We start from the raw sequence: 25,664 nt of genomic DNA, 5'->3' as shown, positions 1-25,664 counted from the left end.
GATGGCATTAACAGTAGAAAATCTTATTGTTTTAGATGCAGAATGTACATCTAAGAGAGAAGTCATTGAAATGATGGCTAAAAAAATTACTGATGAAGGAATTGCAGAAAATTATGAAGAATATCTTGATTCTCTTTTAAAAAGAGAAGAAATTTCAGCAACAGCAGTTGGATATGATGTTGGGCTTCCACATGGAAAAAGTACAACAGTAAAAAGAGCAGCAGTTGCATTTGCAAGATTAAAAAATCCTGTATTATGGAGTGAAGAGGAAGATGAATATGCAAAAATGGTATTTATGCTTGCTATTCCAGATGGAGAAAAAGGAACTACACATATAAATATTCTTGTAGATTTATCTAAAAAAATACTTGATGATGATTTTAGAGCAGGACTTGAAAAAGTTGCAACAGCAGCAGAAGCAGCAGCTTTAATAAATGACTAGTATAAAAATTATTATTTATATAAATAAAGATAAAAAACTAAACAGCAGATTTTATAAAAATCAAAAATAGTAAAAAATAAATAAAATATAAAAAATATAAAATGTTAAGGAGGAGAAAATGAAACAAGCTTTAGCAAAATTTAAAAAAGATTTGTTATTTGGAACTAGCCACATGATACCATTTATAGTTGCAGGAGGTGTTCTTCTTTCACTTGCAGTTATGTTAAGCGGTAAAGGAGCTGTTCCTGAAACAGGGTTATTAAAAAATATATCAGATATGGGAATTGCAGGTCTTACAATTTTCCCTATGATTTTAGGAGGATACATTGCTTATTCTATAGCTGACAAACCAGGTCTTGCACCAGCTATGATAGGTTCTTGGATTGCAGTAAGCCAATATAAAACAGGATTCTTAGGGGCAATAGTTGTTGGATTCTTAGCTGGATATGTTGTTAATATGTTAAAGAAAATTCAACTTCCAGATTCATTAAAATCAATCAAAACAATATTTATATTCCCACTTGTAGGAACATTTATTGTGTGTGCAGTTGTTATGTGGATAATTGGAACTCCTATAGCTTTAATGATGGAAGCTTTAAATAGTTGGCTTTCTTCTATGCAAGGAGCAAGTAAAGCTCTTCTTGGAGCAATTCTTGGAGGAATGACAGCATTTGATATGGGAGGACCAATCAATAAAGTTGCAACTCTTTTTGCTCAAACACAAGTTGGAACTCAACCATGGCTTATGGGAGGAGTTGGAATAGCAATTTGTACTCCACCAATCGGAATGGGACTTGCTACATTATTAGCACCTAAAAAATACGATAAAGGTGAAAAAGAAGCAGGTAAAGCTGCAATATTTATGGGACTTGTAGGAATTTCAGAAGGAGCAATTCCATTTGCTGCAAACGATCCTTTAAGAGTTCTTCCATCAATAGTTGCAGGAGGAATAGTAGGAAATGTTATAGGATTCCTTATGAATGTTATTAACCATGCTCCTTGGGGAGGTTGGATTGTACTTCCTGTAGTAGAAGGAAAAACAGGATATATTATTGGAACAATAGCAGGAGCTTTAACAACAGCAATTATTGTAAATATATTAAAGAAACCAGTTGAAGAAAGAGAAGCAGCAGCATCTTCTGCAGATGATGATGTAGACTTAGAAATGGATTTCTAATAAAAAATATTGTGTAAATTCAAGTAGATAAATTTAAGATTTAGTGGTAGGATATTATTATAAGCCAGTAATTTGTAAAAAAATCATAAGGAGATGTAAAGATTATGAAAATAATAGGAGTAACAGCTTGTCCTTCTGGTGTTGCACATACTTATATGGCAGCAGAAGCATTAAAAAAAGCAGGAGAAAAACTTGGAGTAGAAGTTAAAATTGAAACTCAAGGAGGAATTGGAATAGAAAATGTTCTTACTCCTGAAGATGTAAAATCAGCAGATTATGTAGTTCTTACTAAAGAAGTAGCTATTAAGAATGAAGAAAGATTTGAAGGTAAAAAAGTAGTAAGAGTTGCTATTACTGATGCAGTAAAAAAAGCAGAAGCTATTGTAAATAAATTAAAAGCACATTACGAAGCAAACAAATAGATTTTTAACACATTACACAACAAAAAGAGAGAGGAATTTTCCTCTCTTTTTGTTTATAAAATTATAAAATTTATAATAAAAAAGGGACTGCTGTAAATTTATAAAGATAAAATTTTATAAATTAGAAAATGCAACAGTTCCTTTAGTTAAATTATTATATTACATAAATGATTTTAAAATTTCAATATTTCCATCAACTAAGACATTCATATTTGCAGGAATAAAATAAGTATCTCCTTTTCTTGCAGGGTATTTAATATCATTGTAAATAATATCTCCTTCTCCTTCAAGAATAGAATAAACTTTAAAGTTTTCACTTATTTCATCATGGAAGATACCATTTATTCTTAATTTGTCAACATTAAAATATTTACATCTTACAAGTTCTTGTTTTACACAGTTTCTAAGTTTTATATTCTGTCTTGAATTTTCTTTAGTAACAACAGGAACTTCTCCAAAATTTATTACATCAGCAGCTTTTTCAAGATGAAGAGGTCTTGGAACACCGTTTACAGTTCTGTCAAAATCATAAATTCTATATGTTGTATCTGAGTTTTGCTGTGTTTCACAAAGAAGAACACTTCCTTCAAGGCTGGCATGAACAACTCCAGGAGTGATATTAATAAAATCTCCTTTTTTTACACTGACTTCATTGAACATATTTTTAAAATCTTTATTTTTACTTTTTTCTAAAAAAGTTTCTCTAGTCATTCCAGGCTTTAGTCCAAGAATAAGTTTTGCATCTTCGCTGGCATCTATTATATACCAACATTCACTTTTTCCAAATTCTCCTTCAACTTTAAGTGCATATTCATCACTTGGATGAACTTGAACAGAAAGTCTGTCATTAACATCAAGATATTTAATTAAAATAGGGAATTTTCCTTCAAATCTTTCAAAGACATCTTTTCCAAGTATTTCAGCACCATATTTGTCTTTAAGAGCTTCAAGAGTCATTCCAGCAAATTCTCCATTTTCAACAATGGACATTCCATTTTTATGAGAACTTACTTCCCAAGATTCTCCAATACTTCTATTTTCAGGAAGAGTCATTCCAAGAACAGTTTCAAAAGCTCTTCCTCCCCATACTTTATCAATAAAGCATTTTTTAAATTTAATAGGATACATAAATCAACCTCCAAATACCATATTATTTATTAATTTTTTTTAATTCTCTAAGAGCAAGAGCAAGTCCTCCACAGATTCCTGCATTATCTCCCAGCTCAGGATATACAATGTAGCTGTCAATATTTTCTAAAATTTCAGGAACTTTTATATATCCATTAAGTCTTTCTAAAACTTTTTTTCTTATAAGAGGAAACAGATGAGATTGTTTCATAACTCCTCCACCAAGAATAATTTTTTCAGGTGAAATCATAAGAACAGCATCCATTAAAGCAACAGAAAGATAATGTGCTTCAATATCCCATGCAATATGATCAGGCTCAAGTTCATAAGCTTTTTTACCCCATCTTTTTTCAATGGAAGGACCTGATGCCATACCTTCCAGACAATTTTTATGAAAAGGACAGCAACCTTCAAAAAGATCTCTTTCTTCATGGCATATCATCATATGCCCAGCTTCAGGATGAAGAAGACCATGGATTATATTTCCTTCAACAATAATTCCTGCTCCTATTCCTGTGCCTACAGTCATATAAAAACATGAGTTTAAATCTTTAGCAGCTCCCCAAGTAAATTCTCCAAGAGCAGCAGCATTTACATCAGTATCAAATCCTATAGGAATATCAAAATTTTCTTTGAATTTTTTTACAATGTTATAATTTTGCCATAAAAGTTTTGGTGTTGTAGTGATAGAACCATATTCCTTGCTTTTTTTATCAAGGCAGATAGGTCCAAAGCATCCTATTCCAACAGCTTCAATATTTTTATTTTTGAAAAAATTAATAACTGTGTTCATTGTTTCTTCTGGAGTTGTTGTTGGAAAAGAAGCACGCTCTTTTATAACACCATTTTCATCTCCCACAGCACATACAAATTTTGTTCCACCTGCTTCAATAGAACCTAATATCATAATATCTTCCTCCTAAAACTTATTATATCATTATATATTTTTTAATAACAGATAAAAAAATTTCAAAAAAAATATGAAAAATAAAGCAGAAAATTAAAAATAAAAGCTGAAGAAAATCAATAAATATTTTATTGATCTGCAACAGCTTTTATAATAATTTGAGGTAGCTTAAACTAAGCTACTTCCAATTTTATTTTCTTTTTTGAAATAAATGTGATTCTTAATTCACTGTTAACTTGAGCATTTTCCTGAAACCACATTTTAAGAGGTTTATTTCCAATTATTCTTGCAGCCTTTGAAGTATTTGCAGTTCTGTTTATCTTTCCTGGAATAGTATATTTTTCTTTTCCCTCAAGAATAATTTGAATATCTGTTTTATCTTCTCCTACAAGGTGAGAATAAGAAGTTTTTAAATTAAAGAAACCTCTTTCGTAATAGCTTTTTCCAAGAATAAAAATATATGTTTCATATTGTTTTTTTGATTTTTCTTTAGTAGGAACTTTAATAGTTTCAGAAGAGGAATTATTTTGTTCTGAAACTTTTGCTTCTTTCTCTTCTTTTTCTTTAAGTTGCTCAGATTTAAGTACAGCATTTCTATCTTTTCCTACAATATTTTTCATACGCTCTTTAAGGTCGTCTGAATTCCAAGAAGGGTTCATTTCTTTTATTATATTTGCGATTTCAACAGGTGAAAACTTTGTCATAAGTCCAAAGAATTTTTTATTTCTTAGCGCATATATTGCTATATCTCCTGTATCAAGTGCTTTTAAAAGAAGATTTTTTATTCCTGTTTTTTCAAGATCTATATTTGAAGGATTTACAAATGAATTTAAAAAAGTTTCAAAATTACTTGATGCTGAAGCCATATATACAACAGTGGAATTTTGAACAAAGGCAAAGATGATATCTGTAGAGTCTTTAAATTCAGAAAGCTCAAAAGAAAGAATTTTTTCACTTTTTTTCCAGAAACCAATTTTTTTAAATCCAAGTTCCAATAATTTTTCCATATTTATAACCCCCTAAAAGAAATAATAAAAAGTACCTGTAAAAAATACATTGTTTATATTATATTACCTTAATTTCTATAAGAAAGTAAAGAAAAATTTCAAAAAAAGAAATAAAAATTTGATTTTTAGTATTTGAAAATAAAGGAAAACTAGATTTATTGCTAAAAAAAATTAAAAGAATAAAAAGAAATAATAAAAGTTTGTAAGTATTGCTATAATATAAAAAATGGTGTAAAATTGTAGAATGAAATTAAAAAAGTATTCAGGAGGATTCCCGTGCTTGTAGACAGAGAATTTGGAAAAAAATTAGTTGAAGAATTAAAAAAACAAAATAAAACTGTAGTATTTACAAATGGTTGCTTTGATATTCTTCATGTGGGACATTTAAGATATCTTAATGAGGCAAAAAGACAGGGAGATGTTCTTATTATAGGTGTAAATTCAGATCAGTCAGTTAAAAGACTTAAAGGGGAAACAAGACCTATAAATAATCAGTATGACAGAGCTGAAATGCTTTGTGGACTAAAAGCTGTTGATTATGCAGTGATTTTTGAAGAAGATACTCCTGAAAGTTTAATAGGAGAATTAAAGCCTTCAATTCATGTTAAGGGAGGAGATTATACAAAAGACGATCTTCCAGAAACAAAAGTGGTTGAAAGCTATGGAGGAGAAGTGAGAATTCTTACTTTTATTGAAGGAAAATCAACTACCAACATAGTAAAGAAAATCCAAGGATAAAGGTGAAAAAATGAAAAAGGTATTAAAGTTTGAAGAAATAAATAGACTTGCAGAAAAACTTGCAGATTATGTAAAAGCAGGAGATATTATTGCTCTTATTGGAGATTTAGGAACAGGAAAAACAACTTTTACAAAAAAATTTGCTGAAACTTTAGGAGTAAAAGAAAATTTAAAAAGCCCAACTTTTAACTATGTGCTTGAATATTTTTCAGGAAGACTTCCTCTATATCATTTTGATGTGTATAGACTTGGAGAAGCTGAAGAAATATATGAAGTGGGATATGAAGACTATCTTAATGGAGATGGGGTAATGCTTATTGAATGGGCAGATATAATTAAATCAGAACTTCCTAAAGAATATATTGAAATTATTTTAGAATATGACGGAGATGATACAAGAAAGGTATCAATAGAATATATAGGAAATAAGGCAAAAGAAAAGGAGATGCTGGAATATGTTAATTTTAGCGATTGATACATCAACAAATGTAGGAACTGTGGCACTGTATTCCAGTGAAACAGGTCTTGTTGGTGAGATAACAATAAATATAAAAAGAACTCATTCTGAAAATATAATGATTGCAATAGATAATCTTTTAAAACTTACAGAACATACAATAAAAGATGTGGATAAATTTGCTGTAAGTACAGGACCAGGTTCTTTTACAGGAATAAGAATAGGAGTTGCAGTAGCAAAAGGACTTGCTTATTCAACAGGAAAACCTATTGCAGGAATAAATGAACTTGATGCAATAGCTTATGGAATAAGTGAGACAGACTGTGAAATAATTCCTATTATAGATGCGAGAAAAGAAAGAGGATATTTCTGCAGATATGCTTACGAAAATGGAAAAATTATAAGAAAAGAAGAATATGCTGTAGGGGAAATAAGAGAGTATTTAGAAAATAAAAAAGATAAAAAGATAATTTTCACAGGGGACGGAGCATTAAAATATAAAACTCTTATAGAAGAAATTATGGGAGAAAATGCAAAATTTTCTATAAAATCTTTAAGTCTTCCAAGAGGAGCTGTAATAGGAGAAATTGCAGAAAATATGGAGGATAATCTTTATACAATGGAGCCTTTCTATCTTAGCAAAGCACAAGCTGAAAGAGAAAAAGAAAGAAGAAGTTAAAATTTTAGAGATTACTATAAATTTATAAAAGTATATTTAAGTGTCTTTCTCTTAAAAAACTATAACAGTACACAGTGTTTAAAAAATTTTTGAAACTAAGAAAATTTTCTTGTAAAAAAATTGAAGGTTTGACAAAGTAATGAAAACTGTGATAGATTATGAAGAGGGTTATTTTTTAAGGAGGGAACTTAATGAGTAATATAATTAAAGTAGATATAGGCTCTTTTGAAAATGAAATTTTAAAACACTCAGGAGTTGTTCTTGTAGACTTTTGGGCTGAATGGTGCGGACCATGTAAAATGCAGCTGCCTATTTTAGAAGAAATTTCAGAAGAACTTCCTAATGTAAAAATATGTAAAGTCAATGTTGATGAAAATACTGAATTAGCAGTAAAGTTTGGAATAAGAAGCATACCAACAATGATGGTTTTTAAAGATGGAGTAAAAGTTGAACAGTTCGTAGGGCTTAAACATAAAAGCGAACTTTCAGGAAAACTTCAGTCATTATAAGTAATAAATTTTAAACAGCAGAACAGATTAAAAATTCTTTCTGCTGTTTTTTTATTTTTATAATTATAAAATTTATTTGTCAGAAAATAAAAATAATTAAAATAAAAAGTTGAAACTCTATAAAAATAAATAAATATATGGTATAATCAAATGAAATATTATGTGTGATTACATTAAAAACTGAGGGGTATTTTTTATGAAGAAAAAAATATATCTTCTTCTGGCATTGATGCTTGTATGTATGAAAGCTTTGTCTGAAGATAAAGTTGTTGAAAGCAAATCAGATAAAAAAAGTACTGAAACAGAGGTTGAGATAAGTCTGGATAATGAGAATGTAACCTCAACCAATGGGATAGATATAATTTATGGAAATAATAAATTTAAAGTTTTCAATGTAAGAAGAGATGAACCTAAAAACAGAATGTATATAGATGGAGACTTTACCCTTGATTCTTATCAGCCTATGGGAGACATAAGAATGGAGTCAAAAGATGGAGTTGCTCTTCTTGATGGAAGCAAAGCTATTTTTGGGCAAAGCTTTGGATATATGGAGGTAGGAAAGGTAACGGGAGCAGAAGCTCCTAATGACAAAATATATTTTGGAGGAGAAAAAACCAAGTTTGATAATGGGATTGTTCTTCTAAAAAATGCTTGGTTAACAACAGATCCAAAAGTTAATACTAACAGGGATCTGACGGGACTTGGATATTATCTTCAAAGTGAGAGAATAAAAATTGAACCAGATAAACAAGTAACTCTTACAGGATCTGATTTATTTATTCAGAATCACGATGTTATGCCTTTTACATTTCCATGGTACAGATTTAACATAAGACAAGGTTCAGAAGTTCCTTTATTCCCAATGTGGGGAGATGAAGATGACTATGGATGGACTATTTCTACAGGGGTTCTGTATGAAAGTAAAGATAACAAATTTAGAGGAGGATTTGCACCTAAATTTGGAGACCAGATGGGATTCTTAATAGGAAGAATGGAAAACTGGTATGATACAGGAACATATGGAGAGTCAAGACTTAATATAACAGATCTTCTTGTTCATAAAAAAGGAGATCAAAAAATAGATTCAGAAACAGGAAGACCTGAAGCAAGTCATGATGATAGATGGAGTATAGATTATACTCATAGTTATGAGGGAAATTATGGATACTTTAATTTTGGTGTCCAAAGTATGACCTATAATATGAATGAAAATTTAAAAGATATTATAGAAGACTATGATGCCCAAGGAAAATTTAATCATAGAGGAAAAGATGGAAAAACAGTGAAAGGAGATTTAGGAGAAATTCCAAGTATGGGAGATTATTCTAACTTCTATACTTTAGATACTGCACTGACGGGACTTGGAACAGAAAAAGACATATCTCTTAATGCTAAAGTAAAACTTACTGATGATAAAAAAGCATATCAATATATAGTAACAGATCAGATTGATGATTTAGGTTATGATTCACAAGTTGATAATGATTTATTTTCTGAAATTTCTTTAGTAAAAGATAATAAAGATTATAAATTCAGTGGATATTATAATTATCTTTACGATATGGATCCAGGATCAAGCCCTAATGATCTTCAGTCAAGAGCAGAAGATTTTGGTTTTGGATTTGAAGATAAGAGAAATAAAATCTCTTTCAGTTATGATGAAGCAAATGGGGATAAATACAGAAGACTTAATTCTTGGGAAAGAAATCCTGATTTAAGTAGTTTAAAACATACAGGAAGATATGGTCTTGAAGCAGACTATGTTCCATGGACAGTATCTCAGTATGATATTTATGACAGCCGTAAATTAAGCACAGCTTTTGGAGAATATAAGCTGACGGATAATATAGCTTTTAAGACAGGATATGATTTTAATTTTTCTGAAAAAGAATTAAATCTAGAAAATGACCCAATGAGAGTAAAGGTTTTTGGAGATAAAAGCAGATGGAGTCAGTATAATAGATTTGAAAATATTATCTATGAAAAAACAAGAGAAGACAGAGCTTATGCAACTCTTTATACAGGACTTGCAGATTTTACTTTTGCAGGTGGACAGTCTGAAGAAACTGTTGTAAACAGAGAAGGTTTAAACGGAATAAAAGGTTACAGAACTTATAAAAATGATTCTGATTTCTATGAATTTGGAATTAATAAAAATAATATAGAATTAGGATATCTTGGAGAAATTGATGTTTTTGGAAATATCAGACAGGATAAATATACTTCAGGTATAAATGATGGAAGAGATACAGAAAACAATGATAAATCTACAAGATATCAAGGTGGTTTAAATCACAGAATCACACTTCTTGATAACTCAGGAAATGCTGACAGATGGGCAGACATTGGACTTAGCAATGATTTTACATTCTTCTGGCAGGATTATAAGTATGACGGAGATAACGAAAGACAAGAGTATGGAAGATTTATAAATAAAGAGAATGTTTATAAATATGGAGATAAAATTGCCTTTGAATTTGGAAATACTGAAACTGTTTATACTGGAGAATATACTGTAAAAGAAAGACCTGTTAATGATGAAAAAACAGGAGAGATATTTAAAAATAAAGTAGATTTCTTAATTGACGGAGATAAAGCATTCAGTGCATATTATAACAGTGATGACAGATATGTAAGTGAATATGGCTCTAATGATTTATTTAATAATTATAAAAATGATTTAGGATATAAAGATTATGGAGCAAATATCTATTTTGGAAATCATGAGTTTTACTATAAAAATCAAAGTATAGATTTTGTAGATAGTAATTTTGAAGCTCAGTTAGTAAGAGGTCTTGATGAAAAAATTAGAGAAAATGTATATGGTTATACATACAGCTTTGATGAAAACAGATTAAACTTCCAATATACAGAAGGTAAAGACAGTGCCTCTGTTGGAAATTATGATGTTCTTGATATAAATAATAAAACTTATGCAGTTTCATATTTAAACGGAGGAGAAATTGAACACTCTTATGGAGTAAAATATGAAGATTATCAAGGAAATTATAAACCATATGGAAGCTATGAAAACAAATTTAAAACAGACTATAACTCTAATGTAATAACATTAAGATATGGTTTCAAAGATAAGAGATTATCAGAAAGAGAACTTTCAAGATATGCAGAAAAAGAATATGGAAAAGAAGCAGGAGAACTTACTTCACAAGATTTAAACCATATTAGAAGCATTATTGAAAATAGAAATTCTGTTGGATTTAATTTAAATAGTGTAATGGACAATAAAGTAAACTTTGGAGATTACAGAAGAAGTTTTGATGCAAGACTTACACTTGAAAGTAATGATGACAGAAGACATCAGGAAGATTATTGGGGATCAATTTCAAAACTAGAAGCAGCTGTATTCTATTCACAAAATAGAACAGGACTTGGATATACATTTACACAAGAAGCTGATTATAGAGGAGACCGTACAAATCCTGATAACTGGAAAGTAACAGAGAGAGAACATGAATTTAGTTTCCACACAAAACTTGGAAGACCAAGTGAAGGATGGAGACTTAAGACTTACATAGAATTCTATGACAATATTGATACTCCATACGGAGATGGAAGTGGAAGAAGATTCTTTGACGGAGTTGGAGTTGAAATAGGAAAAGAAATGGGATACTATGAATGGTCTGTTGCATATATGAGAGAATATAGTATAACCACTCGTGATTACGAATGGAAAGCCGCTCTTCAATTTACACTTCTTACATTCCCAGATAAGAGATTATTTGGTCTTGGAGCTAAAGGAGGAAGTGCAGAGGGAGAAAATGTAAGTCCTGATGTACATGTATTCAGCGGAATAAAAATTGAAGATGAAATAGATTAATAAAAAAGAATGACTAAGGAGAGGATATATAATGAAAGTAAAATTAATGGATGGAAATATAAAAGAATTTGAAAATGCTGAAAATATGTTTGTGATAGCTAAAAGTATAAGCAATTCACTTGCTAAAAAATCAGTTGCAGCAAAAGTAGATGGAGAATTAAAAGATATGTCTTATATTCTAGATAGAGATGCTGAAGTTGAATTTATAACAGCAGATTCAGAAGAAGGAGAACATATCATAAGACACTCAGCAGCTCACCTTATGGCTCAAGCTGTTGTAAGATTATTCCCTGGAACTAAAGTTACAATAGGACCAGCTATTGAAAATGGATTCTATTATGACTTTGATCCTAATGTTCAGTTTGTTCCTGAAGATTTAGAAAAAATTGAAGCTGAAATGAAAAAGCTTTCAAAAGAAGATATAAAAATAGAAAGACTTGAAATGTCAAGAGAAGATGCTATAAAACATTTTGAGGCTCTTGGAGAAAATTATAAAGTTGAAATAATAAAAGATATAGCACAAGGAGAAATGCTTTCTTTCTATAAACAAGGAGATTTCATGGATCTTTGCAGAGGACCTCATGTACCTTCTACATCTTATATAAAAGCATTTAAATTAAAATCTCTAGCTGGTGCATACTGGAGAGGAGACTCAAATAATAAAATGCTTCAAAGAATCTACGGACTTGCTTTTGCTGATGAAAAAAGATTAAAAGATTACTTAAAATTCTTAGAAGAAGCTGAAAAGAGAGATCATAGAAGACTTGGAAAAGAACTTGAACTATTCTTTGTAAGTGAATATGGACCTGGATTCCCATTCTTTATGCCAAAAGGAATGGTTCTTAAAAACACTCTTATAGACTTATGGAGAAAAGAACATAGAAAAGCAGGATATGTTGAAATTCAAACTCCTACAATATTAAACAGAGAACTTTGGGAAACTTCAGGACACTGGTTTAACTATAGAGAAAATATGTATACAACTTCTATTGATGAAACAGATTTTGCTATTAAACCAATGAACTGTCCAGGAGGAATTTTAAACTATAAAAATAAAATTCACTCATACAAAGATCTTCCAGAAAGAGTAGGAGAATTAGGACATGTTCATAGACATGAATTTTCTGGAGCATTACATGGACTTATGAGAGTTAGAGCATTTACTCAGGACGATGCTCATATCTTTATGACTCCTGAACAAATAGAAGAAGAAATTATAGGAGTAACAGAATTAATTGATAAATTCTATAAAGGAATTTTTGGATTTGATTACAGCATAGAACTTTCAACTAAACCTGAAAAAGCAATAGGAAGCCAAGAAATATGGGACAGAGCAGAAGCAGGACTTGAAGGTGCTTTAAAGAAAATGGGAAGAGAATACAAAGTTAACCCTGGTGACGGAGCATTCTATGGACCTAAACTTGATTTCAAAATTAAAGATGCTATTGGAAGAACTTGGCAATGTGGAACAATTCAGCTAGACTTTAACCTTCCAGAAAGATTTGATATAAACTATATCGGAGAAGATGGGGAAAAACATAGACCAGTAATGATTCATAGAGTTGTTTATGGATCTATTGAAAGATTTATAGGAATCTTAATAGAACACTATGCAGGTGCATTCCCTATGTGGCTTGCTCCTACTCAAATCAAACTTTTAACTATCAATGAAGATGTTGTTCCTTATGCAAAAGAATTAAAACAAATCTTAGAAGATATGGATTTAAGAGTTGAACTTGATGACAGAGCAGAATCTATAGGATATAAGATTAGAGAAGCAAATGGAAAATACAAAATTCCTATGCAGTTAATTATAGGTAAAAACGAAGTTGAAAACAGAGAAGTTAATGTAAGAAGATTTGGTTCAAATGAACAAGTTTCAATGAAACTTGATGACTTCTTAAAATATGTAGTTGAAGAAGCAAAAGTAAAAATAAATAAATAATAAAATTACGGCTCCATAGTTAAGGGAGCCGTTTTTTAATTATAATAAAGTTATTTTTTTAATTCTTCAGCAAGTTTTTTAAAGCCAATTTTTTCAAAGAATTCTTTTTCTTCAATAGAAGGAATAGATTTTTTTATAATGGATTTTATAATTTTTTTATCAAAAGGAATTTTTACAGAAACTTCAGTTCCTTTTTTATGTAAAAATTCTTCTATTTTTTTTGAAATTTCAGGAGAAAGATCATATTTATTTATTATAAAATAAGGCTTTATTCTAAATCTTTCTATAAGATTTAAAACTCTTTCTAAATCGTGAAGTCCTGAAAGAGTAGGTTCAGTTACAATAACAGCTTTTTTAACTCCCGTAAGGGAACTTATGACATTACATGCAACTCCAGGAGCTCCGTCTAAAATAATATATTCCATATTTTGTTCTTCAGCTGTTTTTTTTGCTTTTTTTCTCACTTGGGCAACTAATTTTCCAGAATTTTCCTCTCCTGGAAAAAGGCAGGCATGAATAAGTTTTCCATATTTTGTATCTGATTCAAAAATTTCTCCTGCTTTATTATCAACCATTTTAATTGCTCCAACAGGACATATATATTCACAAAGTCCACAGCTTTCGCACTTTTTAATATTTTCAACAGCATCAAATTTACAAAGTTCATAACATTTTCCACAGTTTATACAAAGCTCTTTATTAAGAAGAGCTTTTTTCATTCCTAAAAAATCTTCTTTCACAGTATTTTGAGGATTAAAAAGTATTTGAAGATTAGGAGCATCAACATCACAGTCACCTATGACAACATTTTGAAAATAAGGAATAAGAGATGATGTAACTGTAGTTTTTCCTGTTCCACCTTTTCCTGAAATAACTACTATTTCTTTAATTTCCATAATTTTTCACCTTCTTCCAAATATTTTCATAGTATTTTCTGTATTCAGGAAGAACATCTGAAATTATTTCTCCTTTAGAATAATTTTCTGCAATTTTTCTGCTGAAAGGTATTTCCCCTAAGATAGTTATATTTTCTGAAAGACAGTATTTTTTAAGTTCTGTTTCATCATCTTCAGCTTTATTTACAACTATACCAAAAGGTATTTTTATATCTTTTAAAAGTTTTACTACAAGTTTCATGTCACTAAGTCCAAAAGGAGAAGGCTCTGTAACTATTATAGCAAAGTCAGCTTCTTCTACAGCAGCTACTGTTGTACAAGCAGTTCCTGGGGGACAGTCAATTAAGAAGTCTTTATATTTTGCATCTTTATACATTTTCTTTATGATTCTTACTCCTGACATTTCTCCTATATTTAACTTTCCATACACAGTATCAGAGTCAAAGTATGTTTTTCCTGTAAAAATTTTTCCAATTTCTCTTTTTTCCCAAGAAATTGCTTTTTGCTTACAGATGATTCCACAACCACCACAGTCATGACAGCTTTCTTCAAAGACAAGAACTGTATTTCTAGCAGGAATAACAGCATTAAATTTACAGAAATCCCCACACTCCCCACAAAGATTACATTTTTCCATATGAATTTTTGGATAATTCATATATACTGATTCTTCATTGATTATATTATTTTTTAAAAAGATATGTGAATTTGGTTCTTCTATGTCAGTATCAAAAAGAGGAAGTTTTGAAATAAAAGCTAAGTTTGTACTTACAGTAGTTTTTCCTGTTCCTCCTTTTCCACTTAAAACTGCTATTTTCATTTTTCACCTCTTTATGCCATTCTAAGACCTTGTGGTTTTGGAGAAAGATCATATTTTTCAAGTTTATTATCTTTATAGTTCTTTAATATTTCATCAATAGTTTTTAAATCTCCCATTTTATAAACAGGAATTTCAAATTCATTAATAAGAACAGCTGCCTTTGGGCCTATTTCTCCTGCAATAATTTCATTTACACCAAGATTTACAAGTGTTCTCACTGCTTTAAGTCCAGCTCCTGTAGCTTCATCTTTTGCTTCATTTTCAATTATTTCATAGTCATTTGTTTCTGTATTTATTAAAATAAAATAAGCTGCTCTTCCGAATCTTCTGTCAGTTTGTGAAGAGTAATTATTTTCTTCTAGTGCTATTGCTATTTTCATTGTGATATCTCCTTTTCATTTTTAAAGAGTATAAAAAATTAGGAGCTGTTATGTTTTTTTATTTTCCATTTAGTGAAAAACAGCTCTCATAAATATAGAGAACTTTGCAATTATAAAAAATAAAATTTTAGAAGATTGAAAAAATTTTCTTAATTTATGCAGTGAGTTGAACGATGAAAAATGACATGTTTGAACGAAGTGAGTTTGTCATTTTTAGTGAAACGAACAAAATAAATAGAAAATATTTTTCATGAGATAAAATTTTATTTTTATAATGTTTTTTAGAGAGATAACAGCTCCTGTTTGTATTTTATTTTATTAAATTAGTGTTGACATTCATGGTCGTCATCATGGTGATGATGAGCACAAGCAGAACCTTTTGAATATAAGCTTCCTTCTAAGTAAACAGCAAGAACATCTTCTATTCTTCCACTTGCTCCTAGAATAACTTGTCCTCCATTGGCTTTTATAAGATCAATAGCTCTTTGTCCCATTCCTCCTGTGATTACAACATTTATGTTATTTGCAGCAATAAATCTTGGGAAAACTCCTGGTGCATGCTCAGGTGCAGTTAAAAATTCTTTATTAACTACTTTTCCTTCTTCTATTGAATAAACTGCAAATTTTTCACAATGTCCGAAGTGTTCTTCTACAGTTACTCCGTCATTTGTTGGGAAACCTACTCTTAATATTTCAGTTGCCATTAAAATCATCTCCTGTCCTGTATTTTTTAATTTTATAGCTTTTAAATGTAATAAACTGTCCAGAATTTTTTTTCTTCCTGAATTTAAAAGTCTTTGTACAGTTCCTCTTGAAATTTGCATGATTTCAGCTGTTTCAATCTGGCTTTTTCCTTCATAGTCACAAAGCCTTATAGCCTCAAATTCATCTATTTCAATTTCATTTATTTTAAGATTTGACATAGGAATTCCAGTTGGCTTAAAAATTCTTTCATTATCTAAAATTCTGCAACATCTTTGCTTTTTACATCTTGGCATATTAGCCTCCTTGTTTAATTGTGCATATGCACAATTAAAGTATACTCCTCGTATAATAAGTTGTCAATATTTATTATTCAAAAATATTAAATTTTTTTCTTCCAAAAGAAGTAAGTTTTGATCCTGTTCTTCCTTCTCCAGAAGAAATAAGTCCGTCGTTTTTCATATTTTCAAGAATTTTTCTTATTTTAGCTTCAGAAATATAAATATTTTTATTTTTTAGTTCTTCAGAAATACTTTTTCTTCCGCAAGATTTTCCTTTTTTTTCAAGTTCGCCTATAACAAATGCAGTTTCATAGAAAATATTTTTTTCTTCATAAGAAGATGGTTTTGTAATGTTTTTATTTAAAGAATTCATGTTCTGAGGGAACATTTCAGGTTCAATAATAGTTTCTCCAAGACATCCAAGATATTCAATACAGTTTCTTAATTCTCTTATATTTCCAGGCCATGTATAGTTCTCAATAAGATGTTTTGATGCTTTTGTAAATATAAAATTAAAATCCATTTCCTGCTTAAAATCTTCTATAAGAAGATAAAGATCGTCTATTCTCTCTCTTAAAGGAGGAATAGTTATAGGAAGAGTATTTAATCTGTAATAAAGGTCTTGTCTGAAGACTTTATTTTCAACAAGTTCTCCTAAATTTTCATTGGAAGCAGCAATAATCCTTACATCAATAGGAATCATTTCATCTCCTCCAACTTTTATAATTTCTTTTTCCTGAATAACACGAAGAAGTTTAAACTGAAGATTTTTACTCATTCCTTCAATTTCATCAAGAAAAAGAGTTCCGTTATTTGCAATTTCAAAAAGACCTGTTTTTCCTCCTTTTTTCGCTCCAGTAAAAGCTCCTTCTTCATATCCAAAAAGTTCACTTTCCAAAAGATTATCAGCAAGAGCAGCACAGTTTATAGCAACGAAAGGTTTATCTCTTCTTGAAGAATAGTTGTGAATAGAATGAGCAAAGAGTTCTTTTCCAGTTCCACTTTCTCCTGTGATAAGGACAGCAGAATTTGATTTTGCCATTTTTTTAGCAACTTCCTTTATTTTGATTACATTTTTACTTTTAGTAATAATTGAATCAAATGTATATCTTGCAATATGTCCCTTTTTTAAGATTTTGTTAACAGCACTTGTCATTATTTCATCTTCAGGATTTGCTCTATTTATTATCCCTATTCCAGAAAGATAAATTCCATGTTTGACTATAGGAATAACCTTTAATTTTAATTTAATTCCGGAAGGGGAAAGAAGAAGAACTGTTTTAGTAATCTGATCTTTTGCAGCCTGCTCAAAAATATTATTTTGAAAAGCACTTGAAGCTGGCTTATAAAGAATATCTATCCTTCCTTTTTCTAAAAAGTCGTTTGCTTTTTGATTGCACATTATAATATTATTTTTTTTATCAACTAGAATAATTCCTTCACTGGAAAGACGAAAAAGTATATTAAATTGTTGTGTGGCAAGTTCCATCTTTGAAATAAGAGACTCTACTCCAGTATTATTTTCAGAAATTTCATCAAAGTAATTTATAAGTCTGTCTGTTTTTAAAAGGTATTCACAGTCTGTAAAAGAGATAATTTCCAGGATAGTATTTGTATCAAGAACTCTGTTTCCAATATCTATAATTTCTTTTCCAGCAGGGGCAAAGTGAGCTTCCCCAGGAGTTATAGCAAGAGGAATATCTTCATATTTTTCCTTACATCCAGGATAATAAGGAGAAAAAGAAATATTGTTTATTCCTTTTTGATGAAGAAGAACAATGGATTCTTCACACATGGATTTTGTAGAATTTACAAGAAGGGCTTTTGTTCCTGAAGGTAATTTTTTTAGTTTTTCAATGGTGCTGTTTCTTACGGTAATAGTCCCATTAACAATGTGCTTGTCTTTAGGAATATACCTTAAAACTTCATTATGACTGTCAAAAGAAATAGTGGTTATAAGAAAAATATCCTCTGTTTTAGGAGAATAGGCTGTTCCATCTTCAATAGAATATGTATAAAGTTCAACTGCATCAGCAAAAAAATATTCAAGTTGTTTTTTATAAAAAAGTCCTACATCTTTACCAGCTGAAATAACTGCAATTTTTAAAGAAATTTTAAACACCTCCATAGGAAATTATTTTTTTATATAAAATTTAAAACTGATAGATTAATGTATAATTATTATTTTATAATATTTTTTAGGTTATTACAACCTAAAAAACCTATAAAAACAGGTTAAAAAATAAAAAAACCAATTTAAAAAAATTAAAAAAAAATAAATTTAAGTCAGATGCTCTAAAATTAAGTATCTATAAAAAACTTATATTTTGGCATAAAAATTGCTAAATATAAAATTGTGTAATAAAATGAAATGTATAATTCTTAAATAAAACTTTTTTATAAAAGAATGACATTTATATTAATAAGGAGATGTTAAAATGAAATATAATTTTAATGAAAAAATTGACAGAAGCAACAACCATTCAGCTAAATGGGAGGAAATGGGAAATAAATTTATCTCTAATGATTTATGGCCTATGTGGATAGCTGATATGGATTTAAAAACAGCTCCTGTAATAATTGATGCAATGAGAGAAAAATTAGAACAGGGAATATTCGGATATGTGTACAGACCTGCATCATATTATCAAAGTGCAGCTGACTGGATTGAAAGAAGATTCGGATATAAAATAGATGCGAAAACTTTAATAAACAGTCCTGGGGTTGTACCTACACTATCAATACTTGTTAGACTTATGACAAAAGCAGATGAAAAAGTTCTTATTCAGAGTCCTGTATATTATCCTTTCTCAGCAGTTGTAAAAGAAAATAACAGAGAACTTGTAGTAAATAACCTTGTGAAAGATGAAACAGGATATTATACAATAGACTTTGAAGATTTTGAGAAAAAAGTATCAGATGAAAAAGTGACACTTTTCATTCTTTGCAGTCCTCATAACCCTGTTGGAAGAGTATGGAAAAAAGAAGAACTTGAAAAAATGTCAGAACTTTGCTTAAAATATAATGTAAGAGTGATTGCAGATGAAATTTGGAGAGATATTATTATGCCAGGGCATAAACATACTCCAGCAGCTTCTGTAAGCAAAGAGGCAGAGTATAATACAATAACATGTTTCTCTCCTACAAAAACATTTAATATAGCAGGACTTCAGGCTTCATTTGTAACACTTCCAAGAGAAGAAGAGTGGAAAATGCTTGATGAAGAACTTGGAAGACTAGATGTAAAAAGAAACAGTCCTTTCAGTTTAGTAGGATTTGAAGCAGCCTATACAAAAGGAGAAGAATGGCTTGAAGAACTTTTAGTTCATCTTGACGGAAATATGGATTATGTAATAAACTTTGTAAAAGAAAATATTCCAGAAGTAAAAGTTAGAAAACCTGAAGGAACATATTTAATGTGGCTTGATTTCTCAGCTCTTGGAATGACAAAAGAGGAACTTTCAATGTTTATGCAAAAAGATGCAAAAATTGCTCTTGATGATGGTTTCTGGTTTGGAGAAAATGGAGCAGGATTTGAAAGAATGAATATAGCATGCCCAAGATATATGGTTGAAGAGGGTATGAAAAGAATAGAGAATGCAATAAAAATGTGGAGAAATAAATAAAACTTTAATTTAATAGGGGGTAGTTTTATGGCAGCAGATAACAAAAAAGGTCTTGGAGGAATATCGTTTCTTCCGCTGTTTATTTTTTTAGGATTGTATATAGGAAGTGGAGTATTTTTTTCAATAAAAGGATCAGCATCACCTTTTAACCAATTTCCTCGTCATGTAGCTTTGTTTATAGCTATTGGAGTTGCAGTTCTTATGAATAAGAACAAAAAGATAGATGATAAGATAGAAGTTTTTTCTAAAAATGCAGGTTCATCAGGTGTAATGATAATGGGTCTTATCTATCTTCTTGCAGGAGGATTTTCGGGAGCAGCAAAATCTATGGGTGGAGTTGAATCAGTAGTTAACTTAGGTCTTACTTTCATACCATCAACATTTATAGTTCCAGGAATATTCTTAATTTCTTGTTTCATAGCAACTGCTATGGGAACATCAATGGGAACAATGGCAGCTATGGCACCAATAGCTGTTGGAGTTGCAGCAAAAAGTAATATGGATGTAGCAATAACACTTGCAGCAGTTATGGGAGGAGCATATTTTGGAGATAACCTTTCAATTTTATCAGATACAACAATTTCTGCAACAAGAGGAGTTGGCTGTGAAATGAAAGATAAGTTTAGAATGAACTTCTTAATAGCTATACCAGCAGCACTTATTACAATAGTTCTTTATACAATTTTAGGTAAAGCAGGAGAGATTGAAGGAGATCTTACTTTCCACTTTATAAAAGTTGTACCTTATCTTCTTGTTCTTGCAGGAGCTCTTGCAGGAGGAAATGTTGTTCTTGTCCTTATGGGAGGAATAGTTCTTTGTGGAATAGTGGGACTTGCAACAGGAAGTGTAGGTTTCCTTCCATTTATTAAAGCCATTGGTGGTGGAATGGAAGATATGATGGGAATTACAATTGTAGCAATTCTGATTGCAGGTATAATTGGTGTTATTAAAGAAAATGGTGGAATTGAATGGCTTATTGAAAAAATAACTTCTAAAGTAAAAACAAGAAGCGGAGCTGAATATGGAATAGGAATTCTTGCAGGATCTCTTGCTGCAGCACTTGTAAATAATACTGTTGCAATTATTATATCTGCCCCAATAGCTAAAGAAATAGGTTCTAAATATCATATTGCACCAAAAAGACTTGCAAGTCTTATAGATATTTTTGCTTGTGGAACACTTGCTCTTTGCCCTCACGATGGTGGAATGCTTATTATGACAGGTATGGGACATGTATCTCCTCTTGATATATTAAAATTTGCATACTATCCTGTATTCTTAATTTTAGCAACACTTGTAACAATTAAGTTTGGATTATTAAGAACTTCTGAGGAAAAAGAATTTGCCCGTGTAGCAAAAGAACATCATGAATCTATAACAGAAGTATAAAAAATATAAAAATAAAAACTCCTGAAAATGATTTTACTCATTTTTCAGGAGTTTTTTTATAAATATATAATACTAGAAAGCAGGAACTACTCCACCTTTATAAGTATTATTTATAAATTCAGCAGTTTCAGGGCTGTTTAAAACTTCTATTAATTTAACAATATCTTCTCTTTTTTCATCTCCAGCTTTAACAGCAACTATATTAGTATAAGGAGATTCTTTACCTTCAAGAAGAAGAGCATCTTCAACTGGAGAAAGTCCAGCTTCTAAAGCATAGTTTCCATTTATTACAGCAAAATCAACATCTTTTAAAACTCTTGGAAGTTGAGCTGCTTCAAGTGTTTTGAATTTAAGTTTTTTAGGATTTTTTACAACATCAAATTCTGTTGCATATAAATTTGAAGGATCGTTTAAAGTAATAATTCCTGCATTGTGAAGAAGAATAAGTGCTCTTCCTCCATTTGAAGGATCATTTGGTATAGCAACAACAGCTTTGTTAGGAATATCATTTATAGATTTTAGTTTATCAGAGAAAATTCCAATAGGTTCAACATGGACTCCCCCAGCAGAATTAAGTTTAAGACCTTTTTCTTCACAGAATTTATCAAGATAAGGTTTGTGTTGGAAGTAGTTTGCATCAAGTTCTCCGTCAGAAAGAGCAAGATTTGGAGTGACATAGTCTGTAAAATCTACAACTTTTAAATCAATTCCTTCTTTTGCAAGTCTATCTTTTACAGCATTAAGAATTTCAGCATGAGGAACAGGAGTAGCTCCAACTTTTAAAACTGTATTAGCAAAAGAAGAAGTACCTAAAATTAAAAGTGCAGCAGTTGAAAGTAAAGTTCTTTTGAATGTGTTTGACATAAATAACCATCTCCTTAAAAATATAAAATTTATAATTAAAAATAAATTAAAAACTGTTTTTAAAAGTTAAAAAAATTTATAAGATATTTTACAGCAACAGCGACAATGAAGATTATAGCTAGATGTTGTAGTATTTTTTTTCTATTCATTGTTCCAGATTTTTTAGCTAAGTAATTTCCAAGTGACTGTAAAATTTGAACAAGAATTATTATTACAACCACAGAATAAAGCATTATATCTGTTTTAAATCTTTGGTATCCAAATCTTACTGCAAGATCTCCCAGTCCCCCTGCTCCTATACTTCCTGCCATTGCAGAAAATCCTATAAGACTTATTACAGTAACAGTTATACCATGTATGATATGAGGAAGTGTCTCAGGAATCATAACATCAAAAATTATTGTTTTATTACTTGCTCCCATACTTGAAGCAGCTTCAATAAGACCTTTGTCAATTTCATTTAATGCTCCTTCAACCATTCTTGCAACAAAAGGTGCTGCTGATATTGAAAGAGGAACAATGGCAGCAGTGCTTCCAATTGTTGTTCCCACTACAATTCTTGAAAGAGGAAATAGACATATCATCAAAATGATAAAAGGAAAAGATCTTAAAGTATTTATAATAATTTCAAGAAACTGATTAAGTTTTGGTCTTTCCATAATATTCCCTTCTTTTGTAACCACAAGAAGTATTCCTACAGGAAAACCTATTGCAAGAGAAAAAACAGTAGAAAAGAAAACCATATAAAGAGTTTCTAAAGTTGAAGTCCAAATCATATTAAATACCATCGTATATCACCTCTACAATAACTCCAGATTCTTCAAACCATTTAATAGCTTGTTTTTGTTTTTCAAAATTTCCTACAAGTTCAACATAAAGATGTCCAACTTGTATTGTAGAAAGATTATCTATAGAACCACTTATGATATTTAAATCAATATCAAATTTTCTGGTAGCTTGGGAGATGATAGGTTCTTCAGCTATTACTCCTAAGAATTTAAGTTTTACTATATGCTGTCCTTTATGTTTCATAACTTCTATTCCTTTTTCATCTGTGCTTGGAAGATATGAGATAAGTTCTTTTGTAATATCTGACTGAGGATCTGAGAAAATATGGTGTACTCCTCCTTTTTCTACGATCTGTCCTCCAGACATAACAGCTACTTTATTGCAGATTTCTTTAATAACTTCCATTTGATGTGTTATCATTACAACAGTAAGTCCAAGTTTTTTTTGAATACTTTTAATAAGTTCAAGTATAGATTTTGTAGTTTTTGGATCAAGAGCTGAAGTAGCTTCATCAGAAAGAAGAATATCAGGGTTATTTGCAAGAGCTCTTGCAATAGCAACTCTTTGTTTCTGACCTCCACTTAATTGATTAGGATAATAATTTATTTTATCTGATAGTTCAACAAGTTCTAAAAGATCTTTTACTCTTTCTTGAATTTTATTTTTATCCCATTTTGCTATCTCTAATGCAAAAGCAACATTTTCTCCTACAGTTCTTGAAGAAAGAAGATTAAAATGCTGGAAAATCATTCCTATTTTTTTTCTTTTTTCAAGAAGTTCAGTTTTTGAAAGAGAAGTGATATCCACTCCATCAATTATTACTTTTCCACTTGTAGGCTCTTCAAGTCTGTTAATAAGCCTTATAAGTGAGGATTTTCCTGCACCACTAAGACCTATAATTCCAAATATATCTCCCTTTTTTATTTCTAAGTCAACATTCTTTACTGCATGAAAGCCATTTGAGTATATTTTGTTGACTTTTTCAATTAAAATCATATGTTAGCCCCTCCCCATGATGTTTGTATAAAAAAAATCTCCATTACCATCAAGTAATAGAGATTTGACTGTACAACAAGTTTAGCTCTTGCCATCTGTCTGGAATTAGCACCACACCTGATAAGGTAGGTTGCTGAAACGTCCTAGGGCCAGTCCCTCAGTCTCTCTTGATGGATATTAAATTTTTAAGTTGGACTAATCATATACCAAATTAATTTTTTTGTCAAATAAAATTATAAAAATTTTTTTGATAAAAATAAAAATAATCAAGAAACCTTTTGAAAAATACGGAAAATAATGTATTATGTAGTTATAAAAAAATTTTTTAAAAAAATAAAATTTAAAATATATTTAACAGATTTTTTATAAAATTATGAAGATAAATTAATTATCATGAAGTTTGTTTTTTGTTTTAAAAAATAAAAAAATTATTATAAAAATATTTTGGATAGGATATGCAAAATCAGGAGGAATTTTATGAAGAGAGAAGATTATATAAATTGGGATGAATATTTTATGGGAGTTGCTCTTTTATCAGCTAAAAGAAGTAAAGATCCTAATACTCAGGTTGGGGCATGTATAGTAACTGATGATAAAAAGATAGTTGGATTAGGGTATAATGGACTTCCAAGGGGATGTAGTGACGATGAATTTCCATGGGAAAGAGAAGGAGAGTTTCTTAATACAAAATATCCCTTTGTATGTCATGCAGAACTTAATGCAATTTTAAACAGTACTAGAAGTCTTAAAGGATGCAGTATTTATATTGCACTTTTTCCATGTCATGAATGTAGTAAAGCAATCATTCAAAGTGGAATAAAAGAAATAGTATTTCTTTCTGATAAGTATAATGGAACAGAGTCTGATCAGGCATCAAAAAGAATGCTTGATGCAGCTGGAGTTACTTACAGAAAACTTAAACCAAACAGAGAAAAACTTGAACTTTCTTTCAGGGAAGAAGATTATTAAAATAAAAAGAACTGCTGTAAACTTATAAAAGTTTTGTCACTTTTTAATATACAGCAGTTTTTATTTTGCTATTTTTTTTTGAAGAAATCTTTGAAAGAACGCTTATTTGCGTTTTTCATCTCTCTTTGTTCTTTGTGGTAATTTGACCAGTCAGGGTTATTTTTCATATTTTTTTTCATTTGCTTTATGTAGTTATATGTGGCACGGGTAGAATTAATTTTATATTTAATATTATTTTTAATATCTCTTACTGTATCACCTATTCCTGTAAAAAATCCTTTTATCTTAAGTCCTGTAAGAGTTAAGGAATTAATTTTGTAAATATTTCCACATGAAGGGCATTTATATTTTGCAGCTTTATTAAGAACTTTCATTTTTTTCTTACATGAAGGACATGTTACTATAATTTTTTTCATTTAAATCTCCTTGGTTAAAAATCTATGTATTTTATTATAAACTTTATTAACTTGTAAGTCCATAAAATATTTTTTAAAAAAAATAAAAAAATTATTAAAAAATATTTATGATATAAAAAAATAAAAAAATTTTTTAAAAGAAAAATGTTGAAATTAAACGCTTAATATAAAAAATAAAAATAAATTTTAAAAAATAAAAAAATTTTTATTGACGGATTTCAGATATTGTGGTATTATACATCTTGTCCGTGAGAAACAGGACAAAGCAAATAACTAAGGACATTAAC

23 protein-coding genes, 1 pseudogene and 1 riboswitch are annotated in these 25,664 nt (G+C 29.9%); of the genes and pseudogenes, 12 read left to right on the top strand and 12 right to left on the bottom strand.

Annotation, left to right across the window (positions count from 1 at the left end):
- The first annotated feature begins 1 nt into the window (after nt 1).
- The 3 genes from I6E17_RS08055 (at nt 2) to I6E17_RS08045 (ending at nt 2,041) form a co-directional block, all read left to right on the top strand.
- The gene (locus tag I6E17_RS08055; RefSeq protein ID WP_235236652.1) at nt 2-442 is read left to right on the top strand and encodes a fructose PTS transporter subunit IIA; all 441 of its coding nucleotides are present in this window, start codon (nt 2-4) and stop codon (nt 440-442) included.
- A gap of 118 nt (nt 443-560) precedes the next feature.
- Nucleotides 561-1,619, top strand: a complete 1,059-nt coding sequence (locus I6E17_RS08050) for a PTS fructose transporter subunit EIIC (protein WP_176828952.1) — start codon at nt 561-563, stop codon at nt 1,617-1,619.
- 104 nt (nt 1,620-1,723) lie between these two features.
- Nucleotides 1,724-2,041 carry a PTS fructose-like transporter subunit IIB gene (locus tag I6E17_RS08045; protein WP_176828953.1) on the top strand — a complete coding sequence of 106 codons (318 nt, stop codon included), beginning with the start codon at nt 1,724-1,726 and terminating at the stop codon, nt 2,039-2,041.
- Nucleotides 2,042-2,200: 159 nt separating this feature from the next.
- Here the strand turns inward: I6E17_RS08045 and I6E17_RS08040 are convergent, their stop codons facing one another.
- From I6E17_RS08040 to I6E17_RS08030, 3 genes are all read right to left on the bottom strand, one after another.
- Nucleotides 2,201-3,169 (bottom strand): type I phosphomannose isomerase catalytic subunit, encoded by a 969-nt coding sequence (locus tag I6E17_RS08040; RefSeq protein ID WP_235236650.1) that lies wholly within the window; start codon nt 3,167-3,169, stop codon nt 2,201-2,203.
- Between the two features lie 22 nt (nt 3,170-3,191).
- A complete protein-coding gene (locus I6E17_RS08035) occupies nt 3,192-4,076 on the bottom strand; it encodes an ROK family protein (RefSeq protein ID WP_268825980.1) in 885 nt (294 codons plus the stop codon).
- Nucleotides 4,077-4,249: 173 nt separating this feature from the next.
- Nucleotides 4,250-5,083, bottom strand: coding sequence for a hypothetical protein (locus I6E17_RS08030; RefSeq protein WP_176828543.1), 834 nt, complete (start codon nt 5,081-5,083; stop codon nt 4,250-4,252).
- A 276-nt stretch (nt 5,084-5,359) separates the two neighbouring features.
- Between I6E17_RS08030 and rfaE2 the strand changes: the two genes are divergently transcribed.
- The 6 genes from rfaE2 (at nt 5,360) to thrS (ending at nt 13,249) form a co-directional block, all read left to right on the top strand.
- Nucleotides 5,360-5,821 (top strand): D-glycero-beta-D-manno-heptose 1-phosphate adenylyltransferase, encoded by a 462-nt coding sequence (rfaE2, locus tag I6E17_RS08025; RefSeq protein WP_235236648.1) that lies wholly within the window; start codon nt 5,360-5,362, stop codon nt 5,819-5,821.
- Nucleotides 5,822-5,831: 10 nt separating this feature from the next.
- Nucleotides 5,832-6,296 (top strand): tRNA (adenosine(37)-N6)-threonylcarbamoyltransferase complex ATPase subunit type 1 TsaE, encoded by a 465-nt coding sequence (gene tsaE / locus I6E17_RS08020; RefSeq protein ID WP_176828541.1) that lies wholly within the window; start codon nt 5,832-5,834, stop codon nt 6,294-6,296.
- Nucleotides 6,277-6,957, top strand: a complete 681-nt coding sequence (tsaB, locus tag I6E17_RS08015) for a tRNA (adenosine(37)-N6)-threonylcarbamoyltransferase complex dimerization subunit type 1 TsaB (RefSeq protein ID WP_235236646.1) — start codon at nt 6,277-6,279, stop codon at nt 6,955-6,957. The genes tsaE and tsaB overlap by 20 nt, the downstream gene beginning before the upstream one ends.
- 191 nt (nt 6,958-7,148) lie before the next feature.
- A complete protein-coding gene (gene trxA, locus I6E17_RS08010; RefSeq protein WP_176828539.1) occupies nt 7,149-7,466 on the top strand; it encodes a thioredoxin in 318 nt (105 codons plus the stop codon).
- A 196-nt stretch (nt 7,467-7,662) separates the two neighbouring features.
- Nucleotides 7,663-11,304 carry a hypothetical protein gene (locus tag I6E17_RS08005; protein WP_235236644.1) on the top strand — a complete coding sequence of 1,214 codons (3,642 nt, stop codon included), beginning with the start codon at nt 7,663-7,665 and terminating at the stop codon, nt 11,302-11,304.
- Between the two features lie 31 nt (nt 11,305-11,335).
- On the top strand, nt 11,336-13,249 hold the full coding sequence (gene thrS / locus I6E17_RS08000; protein WP_176828537.1) for a threonine--tRNA ligase: 1,914 nt from the start codon (nt 11,336-11,338) through the stop codon (nt 13,247-13,249).
- A gap of 50 nt (nt 13,250-13,299) precedes the next feature.
- Here the strand turns inward: thrS and I6E17_RS07995 are convergent, their stop codons facing one another.
- From I6E17_RS07995 to I6E17_RS07975, 5 genes are all read right to left on the bottom strand, one after another.
- Nucleotides 13,300-14,145, bottom strand: coding sequence for an ATP-binding protein (locus tag I6E17_RS07995; protein WP_235236641.1), 846 nt, complete (start codon nt 14,143-14,145; stop codon nt 13,300-13,302).
- Nucleotides 14,135-14,965 carry a P-loop NTPase gene (locus tag I6E17_RS07990; RefSeq protein WP_235236639.1) on the bottom strand — a complete coding sequence of 277 codons (831 nt, stop codon included), beginning with the start codon at nt 14,963-14,965 and terminating at the stop codon, nt 14,135-14,137. Before I6E17_RS07990 ends, I6E17_RS07995 begins: the two co-directional genes overlap by 11 nt.
- Nucleotides 14,966-14,976: 11 nt before the next feature.
- Nucleotides 14,977-15,345: a NifB/NifX family molybdenum-iron cluster-binding protein gene (locus tag I6E17_RS07985; protein WP_176828534.1), complete on the bottom strand. Its 369-nt coding sequence runs from the start codon at nt 15,343-15,345 to the stop codon at nt 14,977-14,979.
- A gap of 323 nt (nt 15,346-15,668) precedes the next feature.
- Nucleotides 15,669-16,343 carry a NifB/NifX family molybdenum-iron cluster-binding protein gene (locus I6E17_RS07980; RefSeq protein ID WP_235236637.1) on the bottom strand — a complete coding sequence of 225 codons (675 nt, stop codon included), beginning with the start codon at nt 16,341-16,343 and terminating at the stop codon, nt 15,669-15,671.
- A gap of 73 nt (nt 16,344-16,416) precedes the next feature.
- Nucleotides 16,417-18,456 (bottom strand): sigma-54 interaction domain-containing protein, encoded by a 2,040-nt coding sequence (locus tag I6E17_RS07975; RefSeq protein WP_235236635.1) that lies wholly within the window; start codon nt 18,454-18,456, stop codon nt 16,417-16,419.
- A gap of 310 nt (nt 18,457-18,766) precedes the next feature.
- Between I6E17_RS07975 and I6E17_RS07970 the strand changes: the two genes are divergently transcribed.
- Nucleotides 18,767-19,954 (top strand): MalY/PatB family protein, encoded by a 1,188-nt coding sequence (locus I6E17_RS07970; protein WP_235236633.1) that lies wholly within the window; start codon nt 18,767-18,769, stop codon nt 19,952-19,954.
- A 27-nt stretch (nt 19,955-19,981) separates the two neighbouring features.
- A complete protein-coding gene (locus tag I6E17_RS07965; RefSeq protein ID WP_235236631.1) occupies nt 19,982-21,343 on the top strand; it encodes a Na+/H+ antiporter NhaC family protein in 1,362 nt (453 codons plus the stop codon).
- Nucleotides 21,344-21,415: 72 nt separating this feature from the next.
- On the opposite strand, the gene I6E17_RS07960 is transcribed toward I6E17_RS07965, so the two are convergent.
- The 3 genes and pseudogenes from I6E17_RS07960 to I6E17_RS07950 all read right to left on the bottom strand — a co-directional run bounded on the left by I6E17_RS07960 (nt 21,416) and on the right by I6E17_RS07950 (nt 23,992).
- The gene (locus I6E17_RS07960) at nt 21,416-22,207 is read right to left on the bottom strand and encodes a MetQ/NlpA family ABC transporter substrate-binding protein (protein ID WP_235236629.1); all 792 of its coding nucleotides are present in this window, start codon (nt 22,205-22,207) and stop codon (nt 21,416-21,418) included.
- A 149-nt stretch (nt 22,208-22,356) separates the two neighbouring features.
- Nucleotides 22,357-22,995, bottom strand: a pseudogene (locus I6E17_RS07955) (methionine ABC transporter permease); the annotation flags it as partial.
- Complete coding sequence (locus tag I6E17_RS07950) at nt 22,985-23,992, bottom strand: methionine ABC transporter ATP-binding protein (RefSeq protein ID WP_176828528.1); 1,008 nt, start codon at nt 23,990-23,992, stop codon at nt 22,985-22,987. The pseudogene I6E17_RS07955 and the gene I6E17_RS07950, both read right to left, overlap by 11 nt.
- Before the next feature lie 88 nt (nt 23,993-24,080).
- Nucleotides 24,081-24,169, bottom strand: a riboswitch (SAM riboswitch).
- A gap of 300 nt (nt 24,170-24,469) precedes the next feature.
- Between I6E17_RS07950 and I6E17_RS07945 the strand changes: the two genes are divergently transcribed.
- A complete protein-coding gene (locus I6E17_RS07945; protein WP_235236627.1) occupies nt 24,470-24,961 on the top strand; it encodes a deoxycytidylate deaminase in 492 nt (163 codons plus the stop codon).
- A 68-nt stretch (nt 24,962-25,029) separates the two neighbouring features.
- Here the strand turns inward: I6E17_RS07945 and I6E17_RS07940 are convergent, their stop codons facing one another.
- Entirely contained in the window at nt 25,030-25,377 is a 348-nt protein-coding gene (locus tag I6E17_RS07940; protein WP_235236625.1) for a hypothetical protein, read from the bottom strand.
- Nucleotides 25,378-25,664: the final 287 nt, after the last annotated feature.

It is taken from the genome of Fusobacterium perfoetens (assembly GCF_021531595.1).
Taxonomy (GTDB): domain Bacteria; phylum Fusobacteriota; class Fusobacteriia; order Fusobacteriales; family Fusobacteriaceae; genus Fusobacterium_B.
This window is presented reverse-complemented; position numbering and strand designations above follow the sequence as displayed.